Source organism: Stenotrophomonas sp. 63632_Sma, from assembly GCF_056482875.1.
Genome location: NZ_CM151220.1, coordinates 813,694 through 838,195 on the forward strand (window position 1 = coordinate 813,694; position 24,502 = coordinate 838,195).

General features: G+C 63.5%; 18 protein-coding genes and 4 tRNA genes. 21 read left to right on the forward strand and 1 reads right to left on the reverse strand.

The genetic code is table 11. The annotated features are described in order from the left end of the window. Positions 1-106 precede the first annotated feature (106 nt). From ACZK45_RS03690 to ychF, 4 genes are all read left to right on the forward strand, one after another. Positions 107-724, forward strand: coding sequence for a 50S ribosomal protein L25/general stress protein Ctc (locus ACZK45_RS03690; protein WP_014036085.1), 618 nt, complete (start codon positions 107-109; stop codon positions 722-724). 48 nt (positions 725-772) lie between these two features. Beyond that, positions 773-1,351 (forward strand): aminoacyl-tRNA hydrolase, encoded by a 579-nt coding sequence (gene pth, locus ACZK45_RS03695; RefSeq protein WP_125895169.1) that lies wholly within the window; start codon positions 773-775, stop codon positions 1,349-1,351. A gap of 41 nt (positions 1,352-1,392) precedes the next feature. Then, on the forward strand, positions 1,393-1,974 hold the full coding sequence (locus ACZK45_RS03700) for a DMP19 family protein (protein WP_232528226.1): 582 nt from the start codon (positions 1,393-1,395) through the stop codon (positions 1,972-1,974). Positions 1,975-2,072: 98 nt separating this feature from the next. Further along, positions 2,073-3,164 carry a redox-regulated ATPase YchF gene (ychF, locus tag ACZK45_RS03705; protein WP_014036087.1) on the forward strand — a complete coding sequence of 364 codons (1,092 nt, stop codon included), beginning with the start codon at positions 2,073-2,075 and terminating at the stop codon, positions 3,162-3,164. A 603-nt stretch (positions 3,165-3,767) separates the two neighbouring features. Here the strand turns inward: ychF and ACZK45_RS03710 are convergent. Then, complete coding sequence (locus ACZK45_RS03710; protein ID WP_478445465.1) at positions 3,768-6,524, reverse strand: TonB-dependent receptor plug domain-containing protein; 2,757 nt, start codon at positions 6,522-6,524, stop codon at positions 3,768-3,770. Positions 6,525-6,694: 170 nt separating this feature from the next. Between ACZK45_RS03710 and ACZK45_RS03715 the strand changes: the two genes are divergently transcribed. The 17 genes from ACZK45_RS03715 to rpsG all read left to right on the forward strand — a co-directional run bounded on the left by ACZK45_RS03715 (position 6,695) and on the right by rpsG (position 24,452). Next, the gene (locus ACZK45_RS03715) at positions 6,695-7,714 is read left to right on the forward strand and encodes a cyanophycinase (protein ID WP_478445466.1); all 1,020 of its coding nucleotides are present in this window, start codon (positions 6,695-6,697) and stop codon (positions 7,712-7,714) included. Between the two features lie 104 nt (positions 7,715-7,818). Further along, positions 7,819-8,835, forward strand: a complete 1,017-nt coding sequence (locus ACZK45_RS03720) for an isoaspartyl peptidase/L-asparaginase family protein (protein ID WP_253144850.1) — start codon at positions 7,819-7,821, stop codon at positions 8,833-8,835. 137 nt (positions 8,836-8,972) lie between these two features. Beyond that, positions 8,973-9,058, forward strand: a tRNA-Tyr gene (locus ACZK45_RS03725). 24 nt (positions 9,059-9,082) lie between these two features. Beyond that, a tRNA-Gly gene (locus tag ACZK45_RS03730) sits at positions 9,083-9,156 on the forward strand. A gap of 49 nt (positions 9,157-9,205) precedes the next feature. Beyond that, positions 9,206-9,281, forward strand: a tRNA-Thr gene (locus ACZK45_RS03735). A 41-nt stretch (positions 9,282-9,322) separates the two neighbouring features. Beyond that, positions 9,323-10,513 carry an elongation factor Tu gene (gene tuf / locus ACZK45_RS03740; protein ID WP_478445467.1) on the forward strand — a complete coding sequence of 397 codons (1,191 nt, stop codon included), beginning with the start codon at positions 9,323-9,325 and terminating at the stop codon, positions 10,511-10,513. 103 nt (positions 10,514-10,616) lie between these two features. Beyond that, a tRNA-Trp gene (locus tag ACZK45_RS03745) sits at positions 10,617-10,692 on the forward strand. 49 nt (positions 10,693-10,741) lie between these two features. Further along, on the forward strand, positions 10,742-11,155 hold the full coding sequence (gene secE, locus ACZK45_RS03750) for a preprotein translocase subunit SecE (protein ID WP_005408202.1): 414 nt from the start codon (positions 10,742-10,744) through the stop codon (positions 11,153-11,155). 10 nt (positions 11,156-11,165) lie between these two features. Next, entirely contained in the window at positions 11,166-11,726 is a 561-nt protein-coding gene (gene nusG / locus ACZK45_RS03755; protein ID WP_004154362.1) for a transcription termination/antitermination protein NusG, read from the forward strand. A gap of 298 nt (positions 11,727-12,024) precedes the next feature. Beyond that, positions 12,025-12,453 carry a 50S ribosomal protein L11 gene (gene rplK, locus ACZK45_RS03760; RefSeq protein WP_004145248.1) on the forward strand — a complete coding sequence of 143 codons (429 nt, stop codon included), beginning with the start codon at positions 12,025-12,027 and terminating at the stop codon, positions 12,451-12,453. A 4-nt stretch (positions 12,454-12,457) separates the two neighbouring features. Then, entirely contained in the window at positions 12,458-13,156 is a 699-nt protein-coding gene (gene rplA / locus ACZK45_RS03765; protein ID WP_004154350.1) for a 50S ribosomal protein L1, read from the forward strand. A gap of 386 nt (positions 13,157-13,542) precedes the next feature. Further along, on the forward strand, positions 13,543-14,079 hold the full coding sequence (gene rplJ, locus ACZK45_RS03770; protein WP_010480377.1) for a 50S ribosomal protein L10: 537 nt from the start codon (positions 13,543-13,545) through the stop codon (positions 14,077-14,079). 63 nt (positions 14,080-14,142) lie between these two features. Further along, a complete protein-coding gene (rplL, locus tag ACZK45_RS03775; RefSeq protein WP_010480374.1) occupies positions 14,143-14,511 on the forward strand; it encodes a 50S ribosomal protein L7/L12 in 369 nt (122 codons plus the stop codon). A gap of 328 nt (positions 14,512-14,839) precedes the next feature. Then, positions 14,840-18,994, forward strand: coding sequence for a DNA-directed RNA polymerase subunit beta (gene rpoB, locus ACZK45_RS03780; RefSeq protein WP_049401089.1), 4,155 nt, complete (start codon positions 14,840-14,842; stop codon positions 18,992-18,994). Between the two features lie 89 nt (positions 18,995-19,083). After that, complete coding sequence (gene rpoC, locus ACZK45_RS03785; protein WP_125895178.1) at positions 19,084-23,307, forward strand: DNA-directed RNA polymerase subunit beta'; 4,224 nt, start codon at positions 19,084-19,086, stop codon at positions 23,305-23,307. A 284-nt stretch (positions 23,308-23,591) separates the two neighbouring features. After that, positions 23,592-23,966: a 30S ribosomal protein S12 gene (gene rpsL / locus ACZK45_RS03790; protein ID WP_004145320.1), complete on the forward strand. Its 375-nt coding sequence runs from the start codon at positions 23,592-23,594 to the stop codon at positions 23,964-23,966. 12 nt (positions 23,967-23,978) lie between these two features. Next, positions 23,979-24,452: a 30S ribosomal protein S7 gene (gene rpsG / locus ACZK45_RS03795; RefSeq protein WP_004145321.1), complete on the forward strand. Its 474-nt coding sequence runs from the start codon at positions 23,979-23,981 to the stop codon at positions 24,450-24,452. The last annotated feature ends 50 nt before the right edge of the window (positions 24,453-24,502 follow it).

Sequence of the window (24,502 nt, forward strand, 5' to 3'; positions counted from 1 at the left end):
TTCGTCCCTGCCGGCAACGGCGGGGACATACCCCGGGTGCTTCTGGTCGCGGAAGCATCTTCAACCGCCACGCCGCAAGGCGCGGCAACAACCTGAGTAGTCGAAAATGTCGAAGACCCATGAAATCAAGGTCACCAAGCGTGAACTGCAGCGTAAGGGTGCGAGCCGCCGCCTGCGTCACGCTGGTGTGATCCCGGCCATCGTGTACGGCGGCAACGCCGAGCCGGTCGCCATCAGCCTGGACCACAACGAAATCTGGCTGGCCCAGCAGAACGAGTGGTTCTATGCCTCGATCCTGGACCTGAACCTGGACGGCCAGGTGCAGAAGGTCCTGCTGCGTGACATGCAGCGCCACCCGTACAAGCAGCTGATCATGCACCTGGACTTCCAGCGCGTGAACGAGAACGAAGCCCTGACCGCTTCGGTCCCGCTGCACTTCATCAACGAAGACACCTCGCCGGCTGGCAAGGCTGCCGACGTCGTGGTCACCCACGAACTGAAGGAAGTGACCATCACCTGCCTGCCGAAGGACCTGCCGGAGTCGATCGAAGTCGACCTGGGCGAGCTGAAGGCCGGTGACGTGGTGTACCTGTCCAACATCAAGCTGCCGAAGGGCGTGGAAATCCCGGCCCTGGCGCTGGGCAAGGACCACGACGACGCCATCGTCACCGCCAAGGCCGGCAAGGCCGACGCGGCTGACGAAGAAGCGGCTGCCGCCGAGTAATACCGCTACGGTGCCTGCCTCCGGGCAGGCACCGTATTGGAAGGAACCATGGCAGGACTGCGACTGATCGTCGGTCTGGGCAACCCCGGATCGGAACACGCCCGGACCCGGCACAATGCCGGGTTTCATTTCGTTGAGGCCCTGGCGGAAAAAGCCGGTGCGCGATGGAATGTGGACAGCAAGCTGTTCGGTGAGACCGCCAAGGTCGAGATCGCCGGGCAGACGGTGTGGCTGCTCAAGCCCGCCACCTTCATGAACCTCAGCGGCAAGTCGGTCACCGCCGCACAGCGGTTCTGGAAGATCGAGCCGGAAGAAACCCTGCTGGCCCACGACGAACTGGACCTGGCGCCCGGCGTGGCGCGGCTGAAGTTCGACGGTGGCCACGGTGGCCAGAACGGCCTGCGCGACACCATCCGCCTGCTCGGCCACGGCAAGTTCCATCGCCTGCGCGTGGGTATCGGCCATCCTGGCCACAAGGACCGCGTGGTGGGTTGGGTGCTGGGGCGCCCGTCCAAGGACGACGACGTGCTGATCGCGCGCGCCATCGATGATGCGATCGACGTGCTGCCGCTGGCGGTGCAGGGCGATTTCAGCGAAGCGATGAAGCGGCTGCACACTCCGCGCTGACCATGACCGACCCGCGTACTCCCTGCACCGTGTGTGGCGCCATGATCCTGCTGGCGACGGCGGCCCGGAACAATGGGCTCTGCATGCCGTGCCGGAATGGAACGCGGCAAAGCATGGAAATGGCGAGAACGCGGGATCGGGAGATTCGCGAAGAGCGGAAGCGCTTCGGAGAATCCGCAGAGGGGCGGCATTGGCATTGGTTGATCGAACAGGTCCACGGGAACGGTTGTGGATTTGCCGGATTGTCAGTGCAGGATCAGCGTTACTTTGCGATCAACGCGCTCATCAATGATGTCTATCGTGGAGGGCTTGATGCCTATTTCCTCAATTCTGCTGGCGCCTACATTGCTGAAGCGCTTGCAGGGCTTGGGGAGATGCAGCAGCTTGGCGTGCGAGACATCGTGCTCGCTGCCCAGCAGCTACTGTTTGGCAATGAGGCCATGGAAGATCATCATGCGCAAAGACGCCTGCAGATCTATCGTGCTGACGGGTGGCTCGACGATGAAGTCGAAACAGCACTTGATGCGCTGGATGGGCGATTCTATGCACTGGTCGACGAGGGCCAGCTTGAAGAACTGCTGAAAGCGTACGCAGAACGTCACAGGTTGTACGCCGCGTTCTAGCGCGGGCTACTGGAAGGACGATTGGGGATTGAAGGCATGCCCGCAGGCGAGCCTTGAATCCCGAATCATCCACTTACACTCAAACCCGGATTCAACCCATGGGTATCAAATGCGGCATCGTCGGCCTGCCCAACGTCGGCAAGTCGACCCTGTTCAATGCGCTGACCAAGGCGGGTATCGCCGCGGCGAACTTCCCGTTCTGCACCATCGAACCGAACGTCGGCATCGTGCCGGTGCCGGATCCGCGCCTGAACGAGCTGGCAGCGATCATCAACCCGCAGAAGGTCATCCCGACCGCGGTCGAATTCGTCGACATTGCCGGCCTGGTGGCCGGTGCCGCCAGCGGTGAAGGCCTGGGCAACAAGTTCCTGGCGCACATCCGTGAAGTCGATGCGATCACCCACGTGGTGCGCTGCTTCGAGAACGCCGACGTCATCCACGTCAACAACAAGGTCGACCCGATCTCGGACATCGAAACCATCGATACCGAGCTGGCGCTGGCCGACCTGGACAGCGTCGAGAAGGCGCTGAACCGCGCCGAGCGTGCGGCCAAGGGTGGTGACAAGGACGCCGCGGCGCGCAAGCCGGTGCTGGCCAAGCTGCAGGCGGCGCTGTCCGACGGCAAGTCCGGCCGTTCGGTGGGCCTGGACGAGGAAGAGAAGGCGCTGGTGCGCGATCTGTTCCTGCTGACCCTGAAGCCGGTGATGTACATCGCCAACGTGCTGGAAGACGGTTTCGAGAACAACCCGCACCTGGAAGCCGTGCGCGCGCATGCTGCCGCCGAAGGCGCGCAAGTGGTGCCGGTGTCGGCCGCGATCGAAGAGGAGCTGTCCCAGCTCGATGACGAAGACCGCGATACCTTCCTGGCCGATCTGGGCCTGAGCGAGCCGGGCCTGAACCGCGTGATCAACGCGGCCTACAGCCTGCTCGGCCTGCAGACCTACTTCACCGCTGGCGTGAAGGAAGTCCGCGCGTGGACCGTGCGCAAGGGCGCCACCGCCCCGCAGGCCGCCGCGGTCATCCACACCGACTTCGAGAAGGGCTTCATCCGCGCCGAAACCATCGCGTATGACGACTTCATCAAGTACAAGGGCGAAGCCGGCGCCAAGGAAGCCGGTCGCCTTCGCCTGGAAGGCAAGGAATACCGAGTGCAGGAAGGCGACATCCTGCACTTCCGCTTCAACGTCTGATCCAGCGGCATCGGATCGACCCAAGACGCCCCGCCTTGTGCGGGGCGTTCGCGTTTCCGGCGTCGGTTGCATGCGTGGACAAAAATTGATCATGCTCTGAAGCGCCTGCGGCACAGGGCTCGCAAGTACTTGTCCACACCAAACCCCCACCGCTTTCCACGCACGGTGTGGAAAACCCTGCGTATCGCTGCAGGGCCGAGCCCATGCTCGGCTGATGCCAGCCGGAGCCGAGCATGGGGTCGGCTCTGCAGGGATTGCCCGGGCAGTGTGGATAAATTTTCGCCATGCTTCGAAACGCTTGCGTGGCAACACTCCCACTTACTTGTCCACACGTAGTTCCCATCGCTTTCCACGGCGCATGTGGAGAACCCGGATTCTGTCTGGACAAAAAATTGCCACCCTTCGAAACCATTGCAATGCGTGGCTCGCAGGGACTTGTCCACACCAAACCCCCATCGCTTTCCACGTGCGGTGTGGAAAACCCAGGGCGGGTGCGCGGCAACGAATGCCTACCAAGATGGGCATCTACCAGAGCCAGGTTCCCAAACAACAAGGCCCGCCAATGGCGGGCCCTGTCGTCCACGTTCTGCAATGCGGCGTGCCTTACAGCGCGCTGCCACCGAACTTGTGGGTGTACTGCAGGTTGATGGTGCGGCCGACGCTGTCGAACCAGGACACGTCGTAGTACGGATACGCGGTGTACGTGGCGTCCTTCGGCGGCATCTTGTTGAACACGTTGACCACCGACAGCGACAGGCGCGAGTGGTCGTCGAAGCGGTACTGCAGCGACGCGTTGTAGCGGTAGGTTGCCTTGATGTACGGGCTGTCACCGCTGTCCCAGTCGAAGGTCTGGCCGTAGCTGTCATAGGTTGGCAGCTTGCCAAGTCGTGAACCGTAGACTGTCGCCGACCACGCAGCCTTCTCCCAGGTCACGCTCAGGCTGGTTTTGGTGCGTGGAATATCGAAACCGCTGTTGACCGCGAACTGATCTTCGACGGGGTCGCCGGGGTAGCGCTGGAAGTCGTGCTTCTTCACCCAGGTGTGGGTGCCGTTGAGGATGAAGTCGCCGATACCGGTCTGCAGGCGGTAACGCAAGCCGATGTCGATGCCGGAGGTGGATTCGCGGGCGACGTTGATCGGGGCGACACGCACGCCGTACAGGCGGCCATCACTGGTGCGGGTAACGCGGTCGAGCGCGTCCACGCAGGTCGGTGAATTGATGTCGGCACTGCCGAGGCGGCAGTTCGCTTCGCTGGCCAGAATCGTGCGCACTTCCATGTCCTGCACCTGCTTGCGCATGTCGATGTCGAACCAGTCCACCGACAGATCCAGGCCGATTGCCGGCGACCAGACGAAGCCGGCACTCCACGAGGTGCTGGTTTCCGGGTCGAGCTGGCGATTGCCGGTGCGGCTGCGGATGATGCTGACGTCTTCGTCGCATTCGGTGCCATTGGCGCGACAGTCGTACAGATCCACTACGTCAGTCTCGTCGTTGCCCGGGCCGGCGAACACGTAGTGCAGGTCCGGTGCGCGGAACGCGGTGCCATACGAACCGCGTACCAGAAGCGTGTCGATCGGGCGCCATTCCAGGCCGCCGCTCCAAGTTGCCTTGCCGATGGTGTGGCCGGAATAGCGGTACTGGTCGTAGCGGCCTGCCACGCTCAGGTTGACCGTCTCGTGCAGGGGCATGCGCAGTTCGGCCGCTGTGGCCCAGCGGTTGCGCGAACCGTTGCCGTCCGAATCCTTCCAGCTGTAGTAGTAGTACTGGGTCGCCAGCGGATCGGGATTGAGCGAGTACGCCTGCTGGCCCACTTCCACGGTCGCGGCAAAGCCGGCATCCCCCCCCGGCAGGCCGAACAGCGCGGAATTGGTCAGCGTTAACGCAGCCGTTTCGGTGCGCGACTTCGGGGTGTAGGTGGTGCGCGCTGCGATCGAATCGTACTCGGCGCGGGTCAGCGGCCGGTACAGGCGTGACGGGTCGGCATTGAAAATCGGGAATACGTTGCCTTCGTCATCGGTGTAATCGCCCAACTGCGGGCCCAGGAGCAGGTCATTGGCCTTAGCGGCGATGATCTTCGCCCAGCTGATCCGCGACTGGTACTGCGAATGGCTCAGCGCGGCCTCGTAGTCCCAGTTGCCGGTCAGATTGCCCTTGAAGCCAGTGGTCACGCTGAAGGTCTTCTGCGTGCTGCGCACCATGCCGTTGCGCAGGCCGCCCATTTCCTCCGGCGAAAACTGGCGGTTCCAGGATTCGATCTGTTGATCGGCCTCCGTGCTGGCAATGTTTCTGAAATAGCCCGCTTCATTGCCGTCTGAGCTCATGTAGCCCCAGGACGTCACATCGCGCATCAGCGACATCGTGTGATAACCCAGCTGCACGTCGGCGAACCACTGCTGACCGTTGTCGAAGTCGTAGCTCAGCGAGGCGTAGCCATTGGCGCCGCGGCGCTTGCTGAGGATGGTGCCGTAGCCGATTGACGTATCGCTGCCACAATACCAGCCGGAGCGCGGCCGGTAGGCATGGTAAGTACTGCCCTGGTTCTGCCCGGCCAGCGCTTCGCAGGTGGTCGCGCCCGGATCCAGATAGTCGTCGTTGTAGTCCGTGCGCAGATAGGCGCGACGAGCGGCACGCGTACGTTCAGTCGGTGCGTCCTGGGTCGAATCCTGGATATCGCGCTCGTACGCCCACAGCGGGGTCTGCGACTGCAGTTCAACGCTGTACACGGCGTTGAAGTTGCCACGGCTGAAGCCACTGGCCAGGCTCATGTCGAACGACTCGCCACCGCCTTCGCTGGTGGTGCCCATGCGCATGTCGACGGTGGTGCCGTCGGCCTTCTTCTTCAGGATGAAGTTGACCACGCCGGCGATCGCGTCCGAACCGTAGATGGCCGAGGCACTGCCGGTCAGCACTTCGATGCGCTCGATCATGCCCAGCGGAATGTTGGAGACATCGGTGAAGTTGCTGCGGCCCTTGAACGGCATCGGGAAGTCGGCGATGCGGCGGCCATTGACCAGCACCAGCGTGTGGTTCGGGCCCAGCCCGCGCAGGTCCACCTGCTGGGCGCCCGGCGAGAAGTCGGCGCCGCTGGACGACTGCTGGCTCTGCGTCTCACCGCCGTTCTGGGTCATCGAGCGCAGCACGTCGGGCACGCTGGTGAAGCCGCTGGAGCGGATCTGCTCGGCGCTGATCACCGTGATCGGGGCGGGGCCTTCCACCTGGGCGCGCGGAATGCGCGAACCGGTGACCTGCACCGCATCCAGTTGTTGAACCGAAGAGGAGGCCGGTGCCTGGGCCGCCGCGGAAGCAGCCACGCCCATCAACGCCAGCTGGATCGACCACGCCATCGCCTTTCTACGCATGAGGAATTCTCGGAAATGAAGCCGGCCCGCAGAGGAGGGGCCCTGTCCCCCATTCAGATTTCCGGAATGGGCGCGCGCATTTAACGCCTTTTTTATGCCCTTGACTACTGGGTCCCTATCTGGCAAAGAGTGAAAACGCTTGCAAGTCGATTTTGTTCAGGGAGATCAAGATGCGACGCCTCCATTGCACCCTGCGTGCCCCCTTCGCCTGGCTGGCGCTGCTGGTGTTGGCCGTGCCGTTGGCCGCCCTTGCGCAGGACCTGCAGGGCCCGGGCTTCGCCTACTACGAAGCCGGGGATCTTGACGCACCCCGGCCCGGCCCGCGCGCGCCGGCCATGATGCTGATGGGCGGTGGCGAATGGGTGCCGGAGGCCTTTCACTGGTGGCTGAAGCAGGCCGGTAACGGCCGCGTGCTGATCCTGCGCGCTTCTGGCAGTGATGAGCTGCAGGACCGCCTGTATCGCGAGATTGGCGGGACCACCGCAGTGCAGACGCTGGTCTTCGACAGCCGCCGCGGCGCCGACGATCCGGCCGTGCTGCGCGTGGTGGCTGCGGCCGATGCCATCTTCATTGCCGGTGGTGACCAGTCGCGCTACATCCGCTTCTGGAAGGGCACCGCGCTCAACCGCGCGCTCAATGCCCATGTGCGCGCCGGCAAGCCGATTGCCGGTACCAGCGCCGGGCTGGCCATCCTCGGTGGCTATGCCTACGGCGCGATGGACGGCGGCAGCATCACCTCCGCCGGTGCGCTGGCCGACCCGATGGGCAGTGCGGTGACCATGGACAGTGGCTTCCTGCAGATGCCCTACCTGCAGCGCGTGGTCACCGACACCCACTTCGACAAGCGCGATCGGCTCGGCCGCCTGATCGTGTTCGTGGCGCGCGCCGCGCAGGACAGTGGCGACCCCGACATCGTCGGCATCGGCGTCGACGAGGACACCGCCCTGTGCGTGGAGCCCGATGGCCAGGCACAGGTCTACAGCGCCGACGGCGAAGGCAAGGTCTGGGTGGTCAGCCCCGGGCGTGATGCGGACCGCATGGTCGAAGGTGAGCCGTTGCGCTTCCATGCAGTGCCGGTGACGGTGGTCGCCAGCGGCAGCCGCATGCGCCTGGACGATTTCCAGGCCGACGCCGATTACCAGGCGATGGCCGACGTCAGCGACGGCGAGATTGAGTTCACGCTTCGGTAGTGCCGGCCGCTGGCCGGCAACTCATCTTCCCTGATGCGCCCCTTGCTACCAGCGGCCTACACTACCCCGCAATCCATTCACTCGTTCTGCTGGAGACGTACCCGATGAAACTGCGCCTGGCGCTGTCCGCACTGTTGTCCCTGCCCATGCTTGCCCAGGCCGCACCGGCGGCTTCACCGCTGCTGGTCATCCACGGCGGCGCCGGCGTCGAGCGCAAGGACCTGTCGCCGGCCGAGGAAAAGGCCGCACGTGACGCGCTGCGGGCGGCCCTGTTGAAGGGGCATGCGGAGCTGGCGGCGGGTCGCCCCGCGTTGGCTGCAGTCACCGCTGCGATCACCGTCCTGGAGGACGATCCCACCTTCAACGCCGGCAAGGGTGCGGTGTTCACCCACGACGGCCATAACGAGCTGGATGCGGCTGTCATGGATGGCGCGAGCCAGGCGGCGGGCGCGGTGGCCGGCGTGCAGCGGGTGCGCAACCCGATCCTGCTGGCGCAGACCGTGATGCAGCAATCCAGGCACGTGATGATGGTGGGGCAGGGCGCCGAAGCCTTCGCGGTCGAGCAGGGGATGTCTCTGGTCGATCCCTCCTACTTCCGTACGGAGAAGCGTTGGCAGCAGCTGCAGCGTGCACTGAAAGAAGAGGCCAGTGGCCAGGCGCATGCCGACCTGGAGACTGCAAAGCACTTCGGGACCGTCGGTGCAGTCGCATTGGATGTGCAGGGGCACCTGGCCGCCGGTACCTCCACTGGCGGCATGACCAACAAGCGCTATGGCCGGGTGGGTGACTCGCCGATCATCGGTGCAGGCACCTGGGCCGATGCGCGCTGTGCGGTGTCCGGCACCGGCTGGGGCGAGTACTACATCCGCACCGCGGCCGCGCACGAGATCTGCGCACGCATGCGCTACCAGGGGCAGACGCCGGAACAGGCCGGCAAGGGCGTGATCAACGAGACGATTCCGCAGATGGGGGGTGACGGCGGTGCGATCGTGCTCGCTGCAGACGGAAAAATGGCCACGCCATTCAACACCCAGGGCATGTATCGGGGCTGGATCGGCGGCGACGGCGTCCCTCATGTCGCAATTTTCGCCAACGAGACCCTTGCGGTCCCGGGGCAATAACCTTGCGTATCAATGGGTTTGCGACAGCGTGTGAAAAAAGTGGAAAAAAGCGTTGACAGCCCCCCGTCCCATCAGCAGAATAAGCGGCTCACCACCACACACCGCAACGCTTCGGCGGCAACGGAATGGGGTGGTAAGGAGGGATACCCAAGCGGCCAACGGGGGCAGACTGTAAATCTGCTGGCTTACGCCTTCGGTGGTTCGAATCCACCTCCCTCCACCAGTTTCACGTTGTGACATTCCCGGCGCGGGAGTAGTTCAATGGTAGAACCTCAGCCTTCCAAGCTGATGGTGCGGGTTCGATTCCCGTCTCCCGCTCCATTGAATGAACTTTGAATATTATCGAGTTCATGTCATAATGCAAAACTCGGCTCACGTAGCTCAGTCGGTAGAGCACTTCCTTGGTAAGGAAGAGGTCGAAGGTTCGATTCCTTTCGTGAGCACCATCTTAAGCATCACCTCTCAGACGAATTCGAGATAAGCAGCCATGGCCAAGGGTAAGTTCGAGCGCACCAAGCCGCACGTCAATGTCGGCACCATCGGTCACGTCGACCACGGCAAGACCACGCTGACCGCCGCACTGACCAAGATCGGTGCCGAGCGCTTCGGTGGCGAGTTCAAGGACTACTCCTCGATCGACGCCGCGCCGGAAGAAAAGGCTCGTGGTATCACGATCTCGACCGCGCACGTCGAATACGAATCCCCGGTCCGTCACTACGCCCACGTCGATTGCCCGGGCCACGCTGACTACGTCAAGAACATGATCACCGGTGCCGCCCAGATGGACGGCGCGATCCTGGTGTGCTCGGCCGCTGACGGCCCGATGCCGCAGACCCGCGAGCACATCCTGCTGTCGCGTCAGGTCGGCGTGCCGTACATCGTCGTGTTCCTGAACAAGGCCGACATGGTTGACGACGCCGAGCTGCTCGAGCTGGTCGAGATGGAAGTGCGCGAGCTGCTGAGCAAGTACGACTTCCCGGGCGACGACACCCCGATCATCGCCGGTTCGGCCCGTCTGGCGCTGGAAGGCGACCAGAGCGACATCGGCGTGCCGACCATCCTGAAGCTGGTCGATGCCCTGGACAGCTGGATTCCGGAGCCGGAGCGTGCGATCGACAAGCCGTTCCTGATGCCGGTGGAAGACGTGTTCTCGATCTCGGGCCGCGGCACCGTGGTGACCGGTCGTATCGAGCGCGGCGTGATCAAGGTTGGCGACGAAATCGAAATCGTCGGCATCCGTCCGGTGCAGAAGACCACCGTGACCGGCGTTGAAATGTTCCGCAAGCTGCTGGACCAGGGTCAGGCAGGCGACAACGCTGGCCTGCTGCTGCGCGGCACCAAGCGTGACGACGTCGAGCGTGGCCAGGTTCTGGCCAAGCCGGGTTCGATCAAGCCGCACACCAAGTTCGAAGGCGAAGTCTACGTCCTGTCGAAGGACGAGGGCGGCCGTCACACCCCGTTCTTCAACGGCTACCGTCCGCAGTTCTACTTCCGCACCACCGACATCACCGGCGCAGCTGCTCTGCCGGAAGGCGTCGAAATGGTGATGCCGGGTGACAACGTCAAGATGGTCGTCACCCTGATCAACCCGGTGGCAATGGACGAAGGCCTGCGCTTCGCTATCCGCGAAGGCGGCCGTACCGTCGGCGCCGGCGTGGTCTCGAAGATCATCGAGTAAGCCTGCAGTACCGGTGGTTGCATAGCGCCGCCGGTTACGCGAATGGCGGGCCGGGAACCTCGGTCCGCCTTCGCCGTCTAAGGGAAGGCAAGTTTCAACACGTACGCCAGTAGCTCAATTGGCAGAGCAGCGGTCTCCAAAACCGCAGGTTGGGGGTTCGAGTCCCTCCTGGCGTGCCATCTGCCCACCTTATCCAGCGGCCTGGGCCGCTAAAGCAGACACAGCCGGATGAATAGCAAGATCGAACACTCCAAGGACAACTCCGCCAACGGCGGGGATATCGTCAAGTACGTCGCCGCATCGCTGCTGGTGCTGGCCGGTCTGTTCGTCTGGTTCTGGTTCTCCGCCGACTCCGGTCGCGCCACCCAGCTGGGTGCGTGGGCGGGTCAGCTGCGTGCGTTGGCGGTTGTGGTCGGTCTGGTTGGCGGTATCGGCGTGTTCATGCTGACCGGCAAGGGGCGCGACACCCGCGAATTCCTCTCCGAGTCGCGCTTCGAACTGCGCAAGGTGGTCTGGCCGACGCGCCAAGAAGCCATCCGCATGACCTGGGTCGTGATGGTGGTGGTGACCATTCTCAGTCTGTTGCTGGGTGGGTTCGATTACGTCATTCAGTGGCTGGTTCAGTTGTTCCTGAGCCGCTAAGGAGAATTGCATGAAGCGTTGGTACGTCGTTCACGCCTATTCGGGCTTCGAGAAGTCGGTGGCGCAGGCTCTGCGCGATCGCATCGTCCGTGACGGCATGGAAGAGCGCTTCGGCGATGTCCTGGTCCCGACCGAAGAAGTGGTCGAGATGCGCGCTGGCCAGAAGCGCCGCTCCGAGCGCAAGTTCTTCCCGGGTTACGTGCTGGTCCAGATCGAGACCCACGAAGAAGCCGGTATTCCGCGCATCGACAACGAAAGCTGGCACCTGGTCAAGGAAACCCCGCGCGTGATGGGCTTCATCGGCGGCACCGCCGACCGTCCGCTGCCGATCGCCGATTCCGAGGCCGAAGCCATCCTGAATCGCGTTCAGGAAGGTGTCGAGAAGCCGCGTCCGAAGGTGCTGTTCGAGCCGGGCCAGATGGTCCGCGTTACCGACGGCCCGTTCAACGATTTCAATGGCGTCGTCGAAGAAGTCAACTACGAGAAGAGCCGTCTGCGCGTCTCGGTGCTGATCTTCGGTCGTGCCACTCCGGTCGAACTCGAGTTCGGCCAGGTCGAAAAGGCCGTCTGACCGGTCCTGTAGGGTCGAGCCATGCTCGACTCCAGGCTCCGGATGGCGGTGCAGTCGAGCATGGCTCGACTCTACAAGGGGAACCGGGCTTTGCCCGGTTTCGTCCGTTTACGTGCCGCTTCAGGCATGTGAAGAAAAAACCTGATATAGTGCGCGGCTCCCCGCTGGGAAGCCAGCAGGACGAGGCCGCCGCAAGGTGGCCTTCAGCATGATTTCAAAACGCGATGCCGGGACGCGTGATTCCCGGTCCGATGGGGAGCCTGTTGTCGAAAGGCGCTAGCACCCGGAGAGTACTCACATGGCAAAGAAAGTTGTCGGTTACATCAAGCTGCAGGTGAAGGCCGGTCAGGCCAACCCCTCGCCGCCGGTCGGTCCTGCGCTGGGTCAGCGCGGTCTGAACATCATGGAATTCTGTAAGGCGTTCAACGCTGCCACGCAGAAGCTCGAGCCGGGTCTGCCGGTTCCGGTGATCATCACGGCCTACTCGGACCGTACGTTCACCTTCATCACCAAGAGCACCCCGGCCACCACCCTGCTGAAGAAGGCCGCTGGCATCTCGTCGGGCTCCAAGCGCCCGAACACCGAGAAGGTCGGCAAGGTCACCCGTAAGCAGCTGGAAGAGATCGCCAAGGCGAAGGAACCGGATCTGACTGCCGCCGATCTGGACGCCGCCGTGCGTACCATCGCTGGCTCTGCCCGTTCCATGGGCCTCGTGGTGGAGGGTTAATAAGATGGCACAGACCAAGCGTGAGAAGGCCATCAAGGCCGCCGTCGTTCCGGGCAAGGCATACGCCTTCGAGGACGCGATCAACATCCTGAAGAGCGCCACCAAGGCCAAGTTCGTCGAGTCGATCGACGTCGCTGTGCGCCTGGGCGTCGATGCGAAGAAGTCCGACCAGCAGGTCCGTGGCTCCACCGTGCTGCCGGCCGGTACCGGCAAGTCGGTCCGCGTCGCCGTGTTCGCTCCGGCCGGTGCCAAGGCTGACGAAGCCCTGGCCGCTGGCGCCGAAGCCGTCGGTATGGATGATCTGGCCGAGAAGATGCAGGCCGGCGATCTGAACTACGACGTCGTCATCGCGACCCCGGACGCCATGCGCGTCGTCGGTAAGCTGGGCACCGTGCTGGGCCCGCGCGGCCTGATGCCGAACCCGAAGGTCGGCACCGTTTCCCCGAACCCGGGTGAAGCCGTGAAGAACGCCAAGTCGGGTCAGGTCCGTTACCGCACCGACAAGGCTGGCATCATCCACTGCACCATCGGCAAGGCCGACTTCGCCGAAGACGCGCTGAAGTCGAACCTGACCGCGCTGCTGCTGGACCTGATCAAGGCCAAGCCGGCCACCTCGAAGGGCACCTACCTGCAGAAGGTTTCGGTCAGCTCGACGATGGGCCCGGGCGTCACCGTCGACCAGTCGTCGCTGACCCTGAAGTAATTGTTTCAAGCGGTCACGGTACCTTCGGTGCCGTGACCGTGACATTTGAAGGCATCGCTGGCCGTACATCGCCCGCGGTAGCCGTCAAAGACCGCAGGCGCGGTCGTGGCAATACCGGCGACGGGCACGGAAGCTCGATCTGGCAAGGAGTCGCCGCCGGAGCAGTCATGAGCGCTTAATCGATTCCCCGGAATCACCCTGCGTAGATGGTGCCCTTCTGGAGTTTTTCTGGTTCACGCACGTCTGGGTTTCCCAGGTTGGCCCACTCCAGGTCTAGAACGGCCCACCCCCGGAACATCATCCCGATGTTCCCGGCGTCCAGGACGGATGCCGCACAGGACCGCACACGGCAGGAGCCGTAAGCGGAGTTCAATAGGAGGAGTGCAATGGCTCTCAATCTGTCCCAGAAGCAAGAAGTAGTCGCCGAGCTGGCAGACGTCGCCGCCAAGGCCCACTCCTTGATCGCAGCCGAATACGCTGGCACCACGGTCGCCCAGATGACCGCGATGCGCAAGCAGGCTCGTGAAACCGGTGTTTTCTTGAAGGTTGTCAAGAACACCCTGGCTTCGCGCGCCGTTGAAGGCACCGAGTTCGCAGTCGCCCAGGACCAGATGGTTGGTCCGCTGCTGTACGCGTTCTCGCTCGAGGAGCCCGGCGCTGCCGGTCGCCTGATCAAGGAAGCCGCCAAGGGCAACGACAAGCTGAAGGCTAAGGTCGTCGCCATCGGTGGCGAAGTGTTCCCGGCAAGCCACGTCGAAGTGCTGGCCTCGCTGCCGACCCGCGACCAGGCCCTGGCCATGCTGGCCCGCGTCCTGACCGAGCCGGTCACGATGTTTGCCCGCGCCATCAAGGCCGTTGGCGAGAAGCAGGGTGGTGGCGACGTCGCCGCCGACGCTGCCGAGCCGGCCGCCGAGACCGCCTGAGTTTCGACTTACCGTGGTTCCTGACGGAACCTCAACCCAGAAAATCATCCAAAGGTATTAATCATGTCCCTTACCAACGAACAGATCGTCGACGCCATCGCCGAGAAGTCCCTGATGGAAGTGATGGAGCTGGTCAAGGCCATCGAAGAGAAGTTCGGCGTCTCCGCCGCTGCTCCGGTTGCCGTGGCTGCTGCTGCTGGCCCGGCCGCTGCTGTTGAAGAGCAGACCGAGTTCACCGTCACCCTGAAGTCGGCCGGCGACAAGAAGGTCGAAGTCATCAAGGCCGTCCGCGCCATCACCGGCCTGGGCCTGAAGGAAGCGAAGGACCTGGCCGAAGCCGGTGGCGTCCTGAAGGAAGGCGCTTCGAAGGACGACGCCGAGAAGATGAAGAAGGACCTGGAAGCTGCTGGCGCGACTGTCGAAGTCAAGTAAGCAGTTACCTTGCATCGTCACCGATTCACGGCGATGCAGCCAAGGCTGGGGGCGTAAGCCCCCGGCCTTTGGTCGTTGTTGCAGTACCGGTAGGGTCGACTGTTAGTCGACTGTTTCAAAAGCAGAAAAAGCCCAACACGGGCTGCGGTCAGACCCCGGCAGGCCAGCGCAGAGCGCGGCAGCGGGGGAGTGGATGCAGACGAGTTGGCAGTTGGAAGTAGCGGGAGAAGGCGTGCTGGTGCCGGCAATACCAGCGACTTCCAACTGACAATTTCAAGTTCCCTTCGGATCGTGGGCGCACGATCCGCACAACAAGGTGGAAGACCTCATGACGTCCTATTCGTTCACCGAAAAAAAGCGTATCCGCAAGGATTTCGGCAAGCAGCGCTCGATTCTCGAAGTGCCGTTCCTGCTCGCCATCCAGGTGGATTCCTATCGTGAATTCCTGCAGGAAAACGTCGATCCGGCCAAGCGCACGGACCACGGCCTGCACGCTGCGCTGAAGTCGGTCTTCCCGATCGCCAGCTACAGCGGCAACGCTGCCCTGGAATACGTCGGCTACAAGCTGGGCGAACCGGTCTTCGACGAGCGTGAGTGCCGCCAGCGTGGCATGAGCTACGGCGCCCCGCTGCGCGTGACCGTGCGCCTGGTGATCTACGACCGTGAGTCGTCGACCAAGGCCATCAAGTACGTGAAGGAGCAGGAGGTCTATCTGGGCGAAATCCCGCTGATGACCGAGAACGGCACCTTCATCGTCAACGGCACCGAGCGCGTCATCGTCTCGCAGCTGCACCGTTCGCCGGGCGTGTTCTTCGACCACGACCGTGGCAAGACCCACAGCTCGGGCAAGCTGCTGTACAGCGCCCGCATCATTCCTTACCGCGGTTCCTGGCTGGACTTCGAGTTCGACCCGAAGGATGCGCTGTTCACCCGTATCGACCGCCGCCGCAAGCTGCCGGTGTCGATCCTGCTGCGCGCGCTCGGCTACAGCAACGAAGAGATGCTGGCCGAGTTCTTCGAGATCAACACCTTCCACATCAACCCGGATGAAGGCGTCCAGCTGGAGCTGGTGCCGGAGCGCCTGCGCGGCGAAACCCTGGGCTTCGACCTCGCCGACGGCGACAAGGTCATCGTGGAAGCCGGCAAGCGCATCACCGCGCGCCACATCAAGCAGCTGGAAGCCTCGGGCATCGCCGCCCTGGCCGTGCCGGACGACTACATCGTCGGCCGCATCCTGTCGCACGACGTGGTCGATGCTTCGACCGGCGAACTGCTGGCCCAGGCCAACGACGAGATCACCGACGAGCAACTGCAGGCCTTCCGCAAGGCCGGTGTGGATGCCGTGGGCACCCTGTGGGTGAACGATCTGGATCGTGGCCCGTACCTGTCCAACACCCTGCGCATCGACCCGACCAAGACCCAGCTGGAAGCCCTGGTCGAGATCTACCGCATGATGCGTCCGGGCGAGCCGCCGACCAAGGACGCCGCGCAGAACCTGTTCCACAACCTGTTCTTCACCTTCGAGCGCTACGACCTGTCCGCGGTCGGCCGCATGAAGTTCAACCGTCGCGTGGGCCGCAAGGAAACCACCGGCGAAGCCGTGCTGTACGACCGCAAGTACTACGGTGAGCGCAACGACGAAGAGTCCAAGCGCCTGGTTGCCGCCCATGGCGACAGCTCCGACATCCTGGACGTGATCAAGGTCCTGACCGAGATCCGCAACGGTCGCGGCGTGGTCGATGACATCGATCACCTGGGCAACCGTCGCGTGCGTTCGGTCGGCGAAATGGCCGAGAACGTGTTCCGCGTGGGCCTGGTCCGCGTCGAGCGCGCGGTCAAGGAGCGCCTGTCGATGGCCGAGTCGGAAGGCCTGACCCCGCAGGAGCTGATCAACGCCAAGCCGGTCGCCGCTGCCATCAAGGAGTTCTTCGGCTCCTCGCAGCTGTCGCAGTTCATGGACCAGAACAACCCGCTGTCGGAAGTGACCCACAAGCGTCGCGTCTCGGCCCTGGGCCCGGGCGGCCTGACCCGTGAGCGCGCCGGCTTCGAAGTGCGCGACGTGCACCCGACCCATTACGGCCGCGTCTGCACCATCGAAACCCCGGAAGGCCCGAACATCGGCCTGATCAACTCGCTGGCCGTGTACGCCCGCACCAACCAGTACGGTTTCCTCGAGACCCCGTACCGCAAGGTCGTGGACGGCAAGGTCTATGACGAAGTCGAGTTCCTGTCGGCCATCGAAGAAAACGAGTACGTCATTGCGCAGGCCAACGCCCTGACCAATGCCGACAGCGTGCTGACCGAGCAGTTCGTTCCGTGCCGCTTCCAGGGCGAGTCGCTGCTGAAGCCGCCGGCGGAAGTCCACTTCATGGACGTCTCGCCGATGCAGACCGTGTCGATCGCGGCCGCGCTGGTTCCGTTCCTGGAGCACGATGACGCCAACCGTGCACTGATGGGCGCCAACATGCAGCGTCAGGCCGTGCCGACCCTGCGTGCGCAGAAGCCGCTGGTCGGTACCGGCATCGAGCGCGCCGTGGCGCGTGACTCCGGTGTGACCGTGAATGCCCGTCGTGGTGGCGAGATCGTGCAGATCGATGCCGCCCGTATCGTGGTCAAGGTCAACGAGGAAGAGATCGTTGGCGCCACCGACGCAGGCGTGGACATCTACAACCTGGTCAAGTACACCCGTTCGAACCAGAACACCTGCATCAACCAGCGTCCGCTGGTGCAGGTGGGTGACGTCATCGCCCGCGGCGACGTGCTGGCCGACGGTCCGTCCACCGACATCGGCGAACTGGCCCTGGGCCAGAACATGCTGATCGCGTTCATGCCGTGGAACGGCTACAACTTCGAAGACTCCATCCTGCTCTCCGAGCGCGTGGTGGAAGAGGATCGTTACACCACGATCCACATCGAAGAGCTGACCTGCGTCGCGCGTGACACCAAGCTGGGGCCGGAGGAAATCTCGGCCGACATCCCGAACGTCTCCGAGCAGGCGCTGAACCGCCTGGACGAGAGCGGCGTGGTGTACATCGGTGCGGAAGTCCGCGCCGGCGACATCATGGTCGGCAAGGTCACCCCGAAGGGCGAAAGCCAGCTGACCCCGGAAGAGAAGCTGCTGCGCGCGATCTTCGGCGAGAAGGCTTCGGACGTGAAGGACAGCTCGCTGCGCGTTCCGCCGGGCATGGACGGCACCGTCATCGACGTGCAGGTCTTCACCCGCGACGGCATCGAGAAGGACAAGCGCGCCCGCCAGATCGAAGAGTCTGAAATCAAGCGCGTCAAGAAGGACTTCGACGACCAGTTCCGCATCCTGGAAGCCGCCATCTACATGCGTCTGCGTTCGCAGATCGTGGGCAAGGTGGTCAACGGTGGCGCTGGCCTGAAGAAGGGCGACGTCATCAGCGACGCGTTCCTGGACGGCCTGAAGAAGGCTGACTGGTTCGCCCTGCGCATGAAGGACGAGGACGCCTCGGAAGCCATCGAGCGCGCGCAGAAGCAGATCCAGGCGCACGAGAAGGAATTCGAGCGTCGCTTCGCCGACAAGCGCGGCAAGATCACCGCCGGTGACGACCTCGCCCCGGGCGTGCTGAAGATGGTCAAGGTGTTCCTGGCCGTGAAGCGCCGCATCCAGCCGGGCGACAAGATGGCAGGCCGCCACGGCAACAAGGGTGTGGTCTCCAACGTGGTGCCGGTCGAGGACATGCCGTACATGGCCTCGGGCGAAACCGTGGACATCGTGCTGAACCCGCTGGGCGTGCCGTCGCGTATGAACATCGGCCAGATCCTGGAAGTGCATCTGGGCTGGGCTGCCAAGGGCCTGGGCCGCAAGATCCAGGCGATGATGGAAGCCCAGGCGGCGGTTGCCGACCTGCGCAAGTTCCTGGACGACATCTACAACCACGACGACACCAACGTGGCCAACCGTGTCGACCTGTCGCAGTTCAGCGACGAGGAACTGCTGCGTCTGGCCCGTAACCTCACCGACGGCGTGCCGATGGCCACCCCGGTGTTCGACGGCGCCACCGAAGCGGAAATCAAGCGCATGCTGGAACTGGCCGACCTGCCGAGCAGTGGCCAGACCCAGCTGTACGACGGCCGCACCGGTGAAGCGTTCGATCGCCACACCACCGTGGGTTACATGCACTACCTGAAGCTGAACCACCTGGTCGACGACAAGATGCACGCCCGTTCGACCGGTCCGTACTCGCTCGTCACCCAGCAGCCGCTGGGCGGCAAGGCGCAGTTCGGCGGCCAGCGCTTCGGTGAAATGGAAGTCTGGGCGCTGGAAGCCTACGGCGCGGCCTACACCCTGCAGGAAATGCTGACGGTGAAGTCCGATGACGTGCAGGGCCGCAACCAGATGTACAAGAACATCGTCGACGGTGAGCACGAGATGGTCGCGGGCATGCCGGAATCCTTCAACGTGCTCGTGAAGGAAATCCGCTCGCTGGCCATCAACATGGAACTGGAAGACAACTGATCCATGCCGGCGCGGCGGCCTCTGCCGCCGCGCCGCTGGCAGTCAACTGAAAGCCCATCGACACAGCATTCCTCCTTCTGGAGAACACCATGAAAGACCTGCTCAACCTCTTCAACCAGCAGCGCCAGACGCTGGACTTCGACGCGATCAAGATCGCGCTGGCCTCGCCGGACCTGATCCGTTCGTGGTCCTTCGGCGAAGTGAAGAAGCCGGAAACCATCAACTACCGTACCTTCAAGCCGGAGCGTGACGGCCTGTTCTGCGCCGCCATCTTCGGCCCGGTGAAGGACTACGAGTGCCTGTGCGGCAAGTACAAGCGCATGAAGCACCGCGGCGTGGTCTGCGAAAAGTGCGGCACCGAAGTGACCCTGGCCAAGGTGCGTCGCGAGCGCATGGGCCACATCGACCTGGCTTCGCCGGTCGCGCACATCTGGTTCCTGAAGTCGCTGCCGTCGCGCATCGGCCTGATGCTGGACATGACCCTGCGCGACATCGAGCGCGTGCTGTACTTCGAAGCCTACGTGGTGACCGAGCCGGGCCTGACCGCCCTGGAGCGCCGCCAGCTGCTGACCGAAGAACAGTACCTGCAGGCCCGCCAGGAGCACGGTGACGACTTCGACGCCGCGATGGGCGCCGAGGCCGTGTACGAACTGCTGCGCACCATCGACCTGCAGTCGGAAATGACCCGCCTGCGCGAGGAAATCGCCGCTACCGGTTCGGAAACCAAGCTCAAGCGCCTCACCAAGCGCATCAAGCTGATCGAAGCCTTCCTGGAATCGGGCAACCGTCCGGAGTGGATGGTCATGACCGTGCTGCCGGTGCTGCCGCCGGACCTGCGTCCGCTGGTTCCGCTGGATGGCGGCCGCTTCGCGACCTCCGACCTGAACGACCTGTACCGCCGCGTCATCAACCGTAACAACCGCCTGCGCCGCCTGCTCGAACTGAGCGCGCCGGACATCATCGTGCGCAATGAAAAGCGCATGCTGCAGGAATCGGTCGATGCGCTGCTGGACAACGGCCGTCGTGGCCGTGCCATCACCGGCACCAACAAGCGCCCGCTGAAGTCGCTGGCCGACATGATCAAGGGCAAGCAGGGTCGCTTCCGCCAGAACCTGCTGGGCAAGCGCGTCGACTACTCGGGCCGTTCGGTCATCGTGGTCGGTCCGTACCTGCGCCTGCACCAGTGCGGCCTGCCGAAGAAGATGGCGCTTGAGCTGTTCAAGCCGTTCGTCTTCGCCAAGCTGCAGCGTCGTGGCCTGGCCACCACCATCAAGGCCGCCAAGAAGCTGGTCGAGCGCGAAGAAGCCGAAGTCTGGGACATCCTGGAAGAGGTCATCCGCGAGCATCCGGTGATGCTGAACCGTGCGCCGACCCTGCACCGTCTGGGCATCCAGGCGTTCGAGCCGGTGCTGATCGAAGGCAAGGCCATCCAGCTGCACCCGCTGGTCTGCACCGCGTTCAACGCCGACTTCGACGGTGACCAGATGGCCGTCCACGTGCCGCTCTCGCTGGAAGCCCAGCTGGAAGCGCGTGCGCTGATGATGTCGACCAACAACATCCTGTCGCCGGCCAACGGCGAGCCGATCATCGTGCCGTCGCAGGACGTCGTGCTGGGTCTGTACTACATGACCCGCTCGCTGGAAAACAAGAAGGGCGAGGGCATGGCCTTCGCCAACATCGCCGAAGTGAAGCGTGCCTACGACAACCGCGTGGTGGAACTGCACGCGCGCGTCAAGGTCCGCATCACCGAGGTGGTGACCGACGAAGACGGCGTCAAGCAGAACAAGACCTCGATCGTGGACACCACGATCGGTCGCGCCCTGCTGGCTGAAATCCTGCCGGAAGGTCTGCCGTTCGCGCTGGCCAACACCGAGCTGACCAAGAAGAACATCAGCCGCCTGATCAACTCCAGCTACCGCCAGCTGGGTCTGAAGGACACGGTCGTGTTCGCCGATAAGCTGATGTACACCGGCTTCGCCTACGCGACCCGCGCCGGCGTCTCGATCGGCATCGATGACATGCTGATCCCGGACGAGAAGAAGGGCATCCTCACCGAGGCCGAAGCCGAAGTGCTGGAAATCCAGGAGCAGTACCAGTCGGGCCTGGTCACCGCCGGCGAGCGCTACAACAAGGTGGTCGACATCTGGTCGCGCACCAACGAGCGCATCGCCAAGGCGATGATGGACACCATCGGTACCGAGAAGGTCGTCAATGCCAAGGGTGAGACCATCGACCAGAAGTCGATGAACTCGCTGTACATCATGGCCGACTCCGGTGCGCGTGGTTCGCAGGCGCAGATCCGTCAGCTGGCCGGTATGCGTGGCCTGATGGCGCGTCCGGACGGCTCGATCATCGAGACGCCCATCAAGGCGAACTTCCGTGAAGGCCTGAACGTGCAGGAGTACTTCAACTCCACCCACGGTGCCCGTAAGGGTCTGGCTGATACCGCGCTGAAGACCGCGAACTCGGGTTACCTGACCCGTCGTCTGGTCGACGTCGCGCAGGACGTGGTGATCACCGAGGTGGATTGCGGTACCACCGAAGGCCTGATCATGACCCCGATCGTGGAAGGCGGCGACGTGGTCGAGCCGCTGAAGGACCGCGTGCTGGGTCGCGTGGTTGCCGAGGACGTGTTCCTGCCGGGCAACGACGAAGATCCGATCGTCACCCGCAATACCCTGCTGGACGAAGCCTGGGTCGCCAAGCTGGAAGACGCCGGCGTGCAGAGCATCAAGGTGCGTTCGACGATCTCGTGCGAATCGGCCTTCGGTGTCTGCGGTCGCTGCTACGGCCGCGATCTGGCCCGTGGCCACCTGGTCAACATCGGTGAAGCGGTCGGCGTCATCGCCGCCCAGTCCATCGGTGAGCCGGGTACCCAGCTGACCATGCGTACGTTCCACATCGGTGGTGCGGCGTCGCGAGCTGCTGCGGTCGACAACATCACCGTCAAGACCACCGGCTCGGTCAAGTTCAGCAACCTCAAGTCCGTCGAGCATGCCAACGGCTCGCTGGTGGCAGTGTCGCGCTCGGGCGAAATCTCGGTGCTCGATGCCCACGGCCGTGAGCGTGAGCGCTACAAGCTGCCGTACGGTGCGACCATCACGTCCAAGGACGGTGATGCGATCAAGGCTGGCCAGACCGTGGCCAACTGGGATCCGCATAACCACCCGATCGTGTCGGAAGTGGCCGGTTTCATCCGCTTCATCGACTTCGTCGACGGCATCACCGTCATCGAGAAGACCGACGAGCTGACCGGCCTGGCGTCGCGCGAAATCACCGATCCGAAGCGTCGTGGTACCCAGGCCAAGGACCTGCGCCCGATCGTGCGCATCGTCGACGCCAAGGGCAACGACCTGTCGATCCCGGGCACCGACCTGCCGGCGCAGTACCTGCTGCCGCCGCGCTCGATCGTCAACCTGCAGGACGGCGCTGCCGTCGGCGTGGGTGACGTGGTCGCCAAGATTCCGCAGGAAGCGTCGAAGACCCGCGACATCACCGGTGGTCTGCCGCGCGTGGCCGATCTGTTCGAAGCGCGCAAGCCGAAGGATCCGGCGGTGCTGGCCGAGCGTTCGGGCATCATCAGCTTCGGCAAGGACACCAAGGGCAAGCAGCGCCTGATCATCAAGGACACCGATGGTTCGGAGCACGAAGAGCTGATCCCGAAGTACCGCCAGGTCATCGTGTTCGAAGGCGAGCATGTCACCAAGGGTGAAACCATCGTGGACGGCGAGCCGAGCCCGCAGGACATCCTGCGTCTGCTGGGTGTCGAACCGCTGGCGGCCTACCTGGTGAAGGAAATCCAGGACGTGTACCGCCTGCAGGGCGTGAAGATCAACGACAAGCACATCGAGGTGATCACCCGCCAGATGCTGCGCAAGGTCGAGATCACCGACCAGGGCAGCAGCAAGTTCCTGAACGGCGAACAGGTGGAGCGTCAGCGTGTTATCGAGGAGAATGCGCGCCTGTCGACCCGCAACGAGCTGCCGGCGCACTTCGATCCGGTCCTGCTGGGTATCACCAAGGCCTCGCTGGCGACCGAATCGTTCATCTCGGCCGCGTCGTTCCAGGAAACCACCCGCGTGCTGACCGAAGCGGCCGTCCGCGGCACCTCGGACAACCTGCGTGGCCTGAAGGAAAACGTCATCGTGGGTCGCCTGATTCCGGCCGGTACCGGCCTGGCGTACCACAGCAACCGCCGTCGCGGTGCTTCCGGTCTCACCGAGTCGGAAATGCAGACCCTGGCCGGCACCCCGGCTGCGGTCGAGGCACCGGTGGTTGAAGCCGAAGCTGAACAGGCCTCGGGCGAAGAATGAGGTATCCGGTCCGGCCGCAGGGCCGGACCACCCCATCGGTCCATCGATGGGATAGGGAAAGGGCAGGGGAGATCGTCCGCGATCGACCCGGCCAACCTGAACGGGGTACATGGAGGCCCCCCAGTAACGTTCCGGGATCAGGAACGGGCTTGACAGGAGGCGTTTGACTGCTTTCCTGGCAGGTTGCTACAATCGTCTGTCTCAGCAGGCCAGAATTTTGGCCTGCTTTAACATTTCCGCATCTCTGGTCGGATTTTCCGGCCACCAATCAGAAGAACCTACTGATGGCGACGATCAACCAGCTGGTCCGCAAGCCGCGGCAAGCGACCACCTACAAGAGTGCCTCGCCGGCGCTCGACAAGTGCCCGCAGCGCCGTGGCGTCTGCACCCGTGTCTACACCACCACTCCGAAGAAGCCGAACTCGGCTCTGCGCAAGGTTGCCAAGGTCCGCCTGACCAACCAGGAAGAAGTGATTTCCTACATCGGTGGTGAAGGCCACAACCTGCAGGAGCACTCCGTGGTCCTGATCCGCGGCGGTCGCGTCAAGGACCTGCCGGGTGTGCGTTACCACACCGTTCGTGGCTCGCTCGACGCCGCCGGCGTTGCCAAGCGTCGCCAGGCCCGTTCCAAGTACGGCGCCAAGCGTCCGAAGGCATAAGGAGAGAGCACTATGTCGCGTAAGGGTAATACTCCGCAGCGTTCCGTCCTGCCCGATCCGAAGCACGGAAGCGAAACCATCGCCCGCTTCATCAACATGGTCATGCAGAGCGGCAAGAAGTCCGTCGCCGAAAAGATCGTGTACGGCGCCATGGACGTGATCACCGAGAAGAACAGCAGCGCCAACGCCATTGAACTGGTGCAGAAGGCTCTGGACAACGTCGCTCCGGCGGTCGAAGTCAAGTCGCGTCGCGTCGGTGGTGCCACCTACCAGGTGCCGGTCGAAGTGCGTTCGTCGCGCAAGATGGCCCTGGCCATGCGCTGGCTGATCGACTCCGCGCGCAAGCGTGGTGAGAACACCATGCCGAAGAAGCTGGCTGCTGAACTGATCGACGCCTCGGAAAACCGTGGCGGCGCCATCAAGAAGCGCGAAGAAACCCACCGCATGGCCGAAGCCAACAAGGCATTCGCCCACTACCGCTGGTGAGTTTGACGGCCTTGTAAAACAGGCAGGGCAGCACCACTTCGGTGCGTGCT

Bases quoted from the DNA above. Each gene is read 5' to 3' on its own strand.
- rpoB (WP_049401089.1), top strand. From the start codon at position 14,840: ATGACGTCCTATTCGTTCACCGAAAAAAAGCGTATCCGCAAGGATTTC.
- rplA (WP_004154350.1), top strand. From the start codon at position 12,458: ATGGCACAGACCAAGCGTGAGAAGGCCATCAAGGCCGCCGTCGTTCCG.
- nusG (WP_004154362.1), top strand. From the start codon at position 11,166: ATGAAGCGTTGGTACGTCGTTCACGCCTATTCGGGCTTCGAGAAGTCG.
- ychF (WP_014036087.1), top strand. From the start codon at position 2,073: ATGGGTATCAAATGCGGCATCGTCGGCCTGCCCAACGTCGGCAAGTCG.
- rplL (WP_010480374.1), top strand. From the start codon at position 14,143: ATGTCCCTTACCAACGAACAGATCGTCGACGCCATCGCCGAGAAGTCC.
- rpoC (WP_125895178.1), top strand. From the start codon at position 19,084: ATGAAAGACCTGCTCAACCTCTTCAACCAGCAGCGCCAGACGCTGGAC.
- secE (WP_005408202.1), top strand. From the start codon at position 10,742: ATGAATAGCAAGATCGAACACTCCAAGGACAACTCCGCCAACGGCGGG.
- ACZK45_RS03720 (WP_253144850.1), top strand. From the start codon at position 7,819: ATGAAACTGCGCCTGGCGCTGTCCGCACTGTTGTCCCTGCCCATGCTT.
- rplK (WP_004145248.1), top strand. From the start codon at position 12,025: ATGGCAAAGAAAGTTGTCGGTTACATCAAGCTGCAGGTGAAGGCCGGT.
- ACZK45_RS03710 (WP_478445465.1), bottom strand. From the start codon at position 6,524: ATGCGTAGAAAGGCGATGGCGTGGTCGATCCAGCTGGCGTTGATGGGC.
- ACZK45_RS03700 (WP_232528226.1), top strand. From the start codon at position 1,393: ATGATCCTGCTGGCGACGGCGGCCCGGAACAATGGGCTCTGCATGCCG.
- tuf (WP_478445467.1), top strand. From the start codon at position 9,323: ATGGCCAAGGGTAAGTTCGAGCGCACCAAGCCGCACGTCAATGTCGGC.
- rpsL (WP_004145320.1), top strand. From the start codon at position 23,592: ATGGCGACGATCAACCAGCTGGTCCGCAAGCCGCGGCAAGCGACCACC.
- rplJ (WP_010480377.1), top strand. From the start codon at position 13,543: ATGGCTCTCAATCTGTCCCAGAAGCAAGAAGTAGTCGCCGAGCTGGCA.
- ACZK45_RS03715 (WP_478445466.1), top strand. From the start codon at position 6,695: ATGCGACGCCTCCATTGCACCCTGCGTGCCCCCTTCGCCTGGCTGGCG.
- pth (WP_125895169.1), top strand. From the start codon at position 773: ATGGCAGGACTGCGACTGATCGTCGGTCTGGGCAACCCCGGATCGGAA.
- ACZK45_RS03690 (WP_014036085.1), top strand. From the start codon at position 107: ATGTCGAAGACCCATGAAATCAAGGTCACCAAGCGTGAACTGCAGCGT.
- rpsG (WP_004145321.1), top strand. From the start codon at position 23,979: ATGTCGCGTAAGGGTAATACTCCGCAGCGTTCCGTCCTGCCCGATCCG.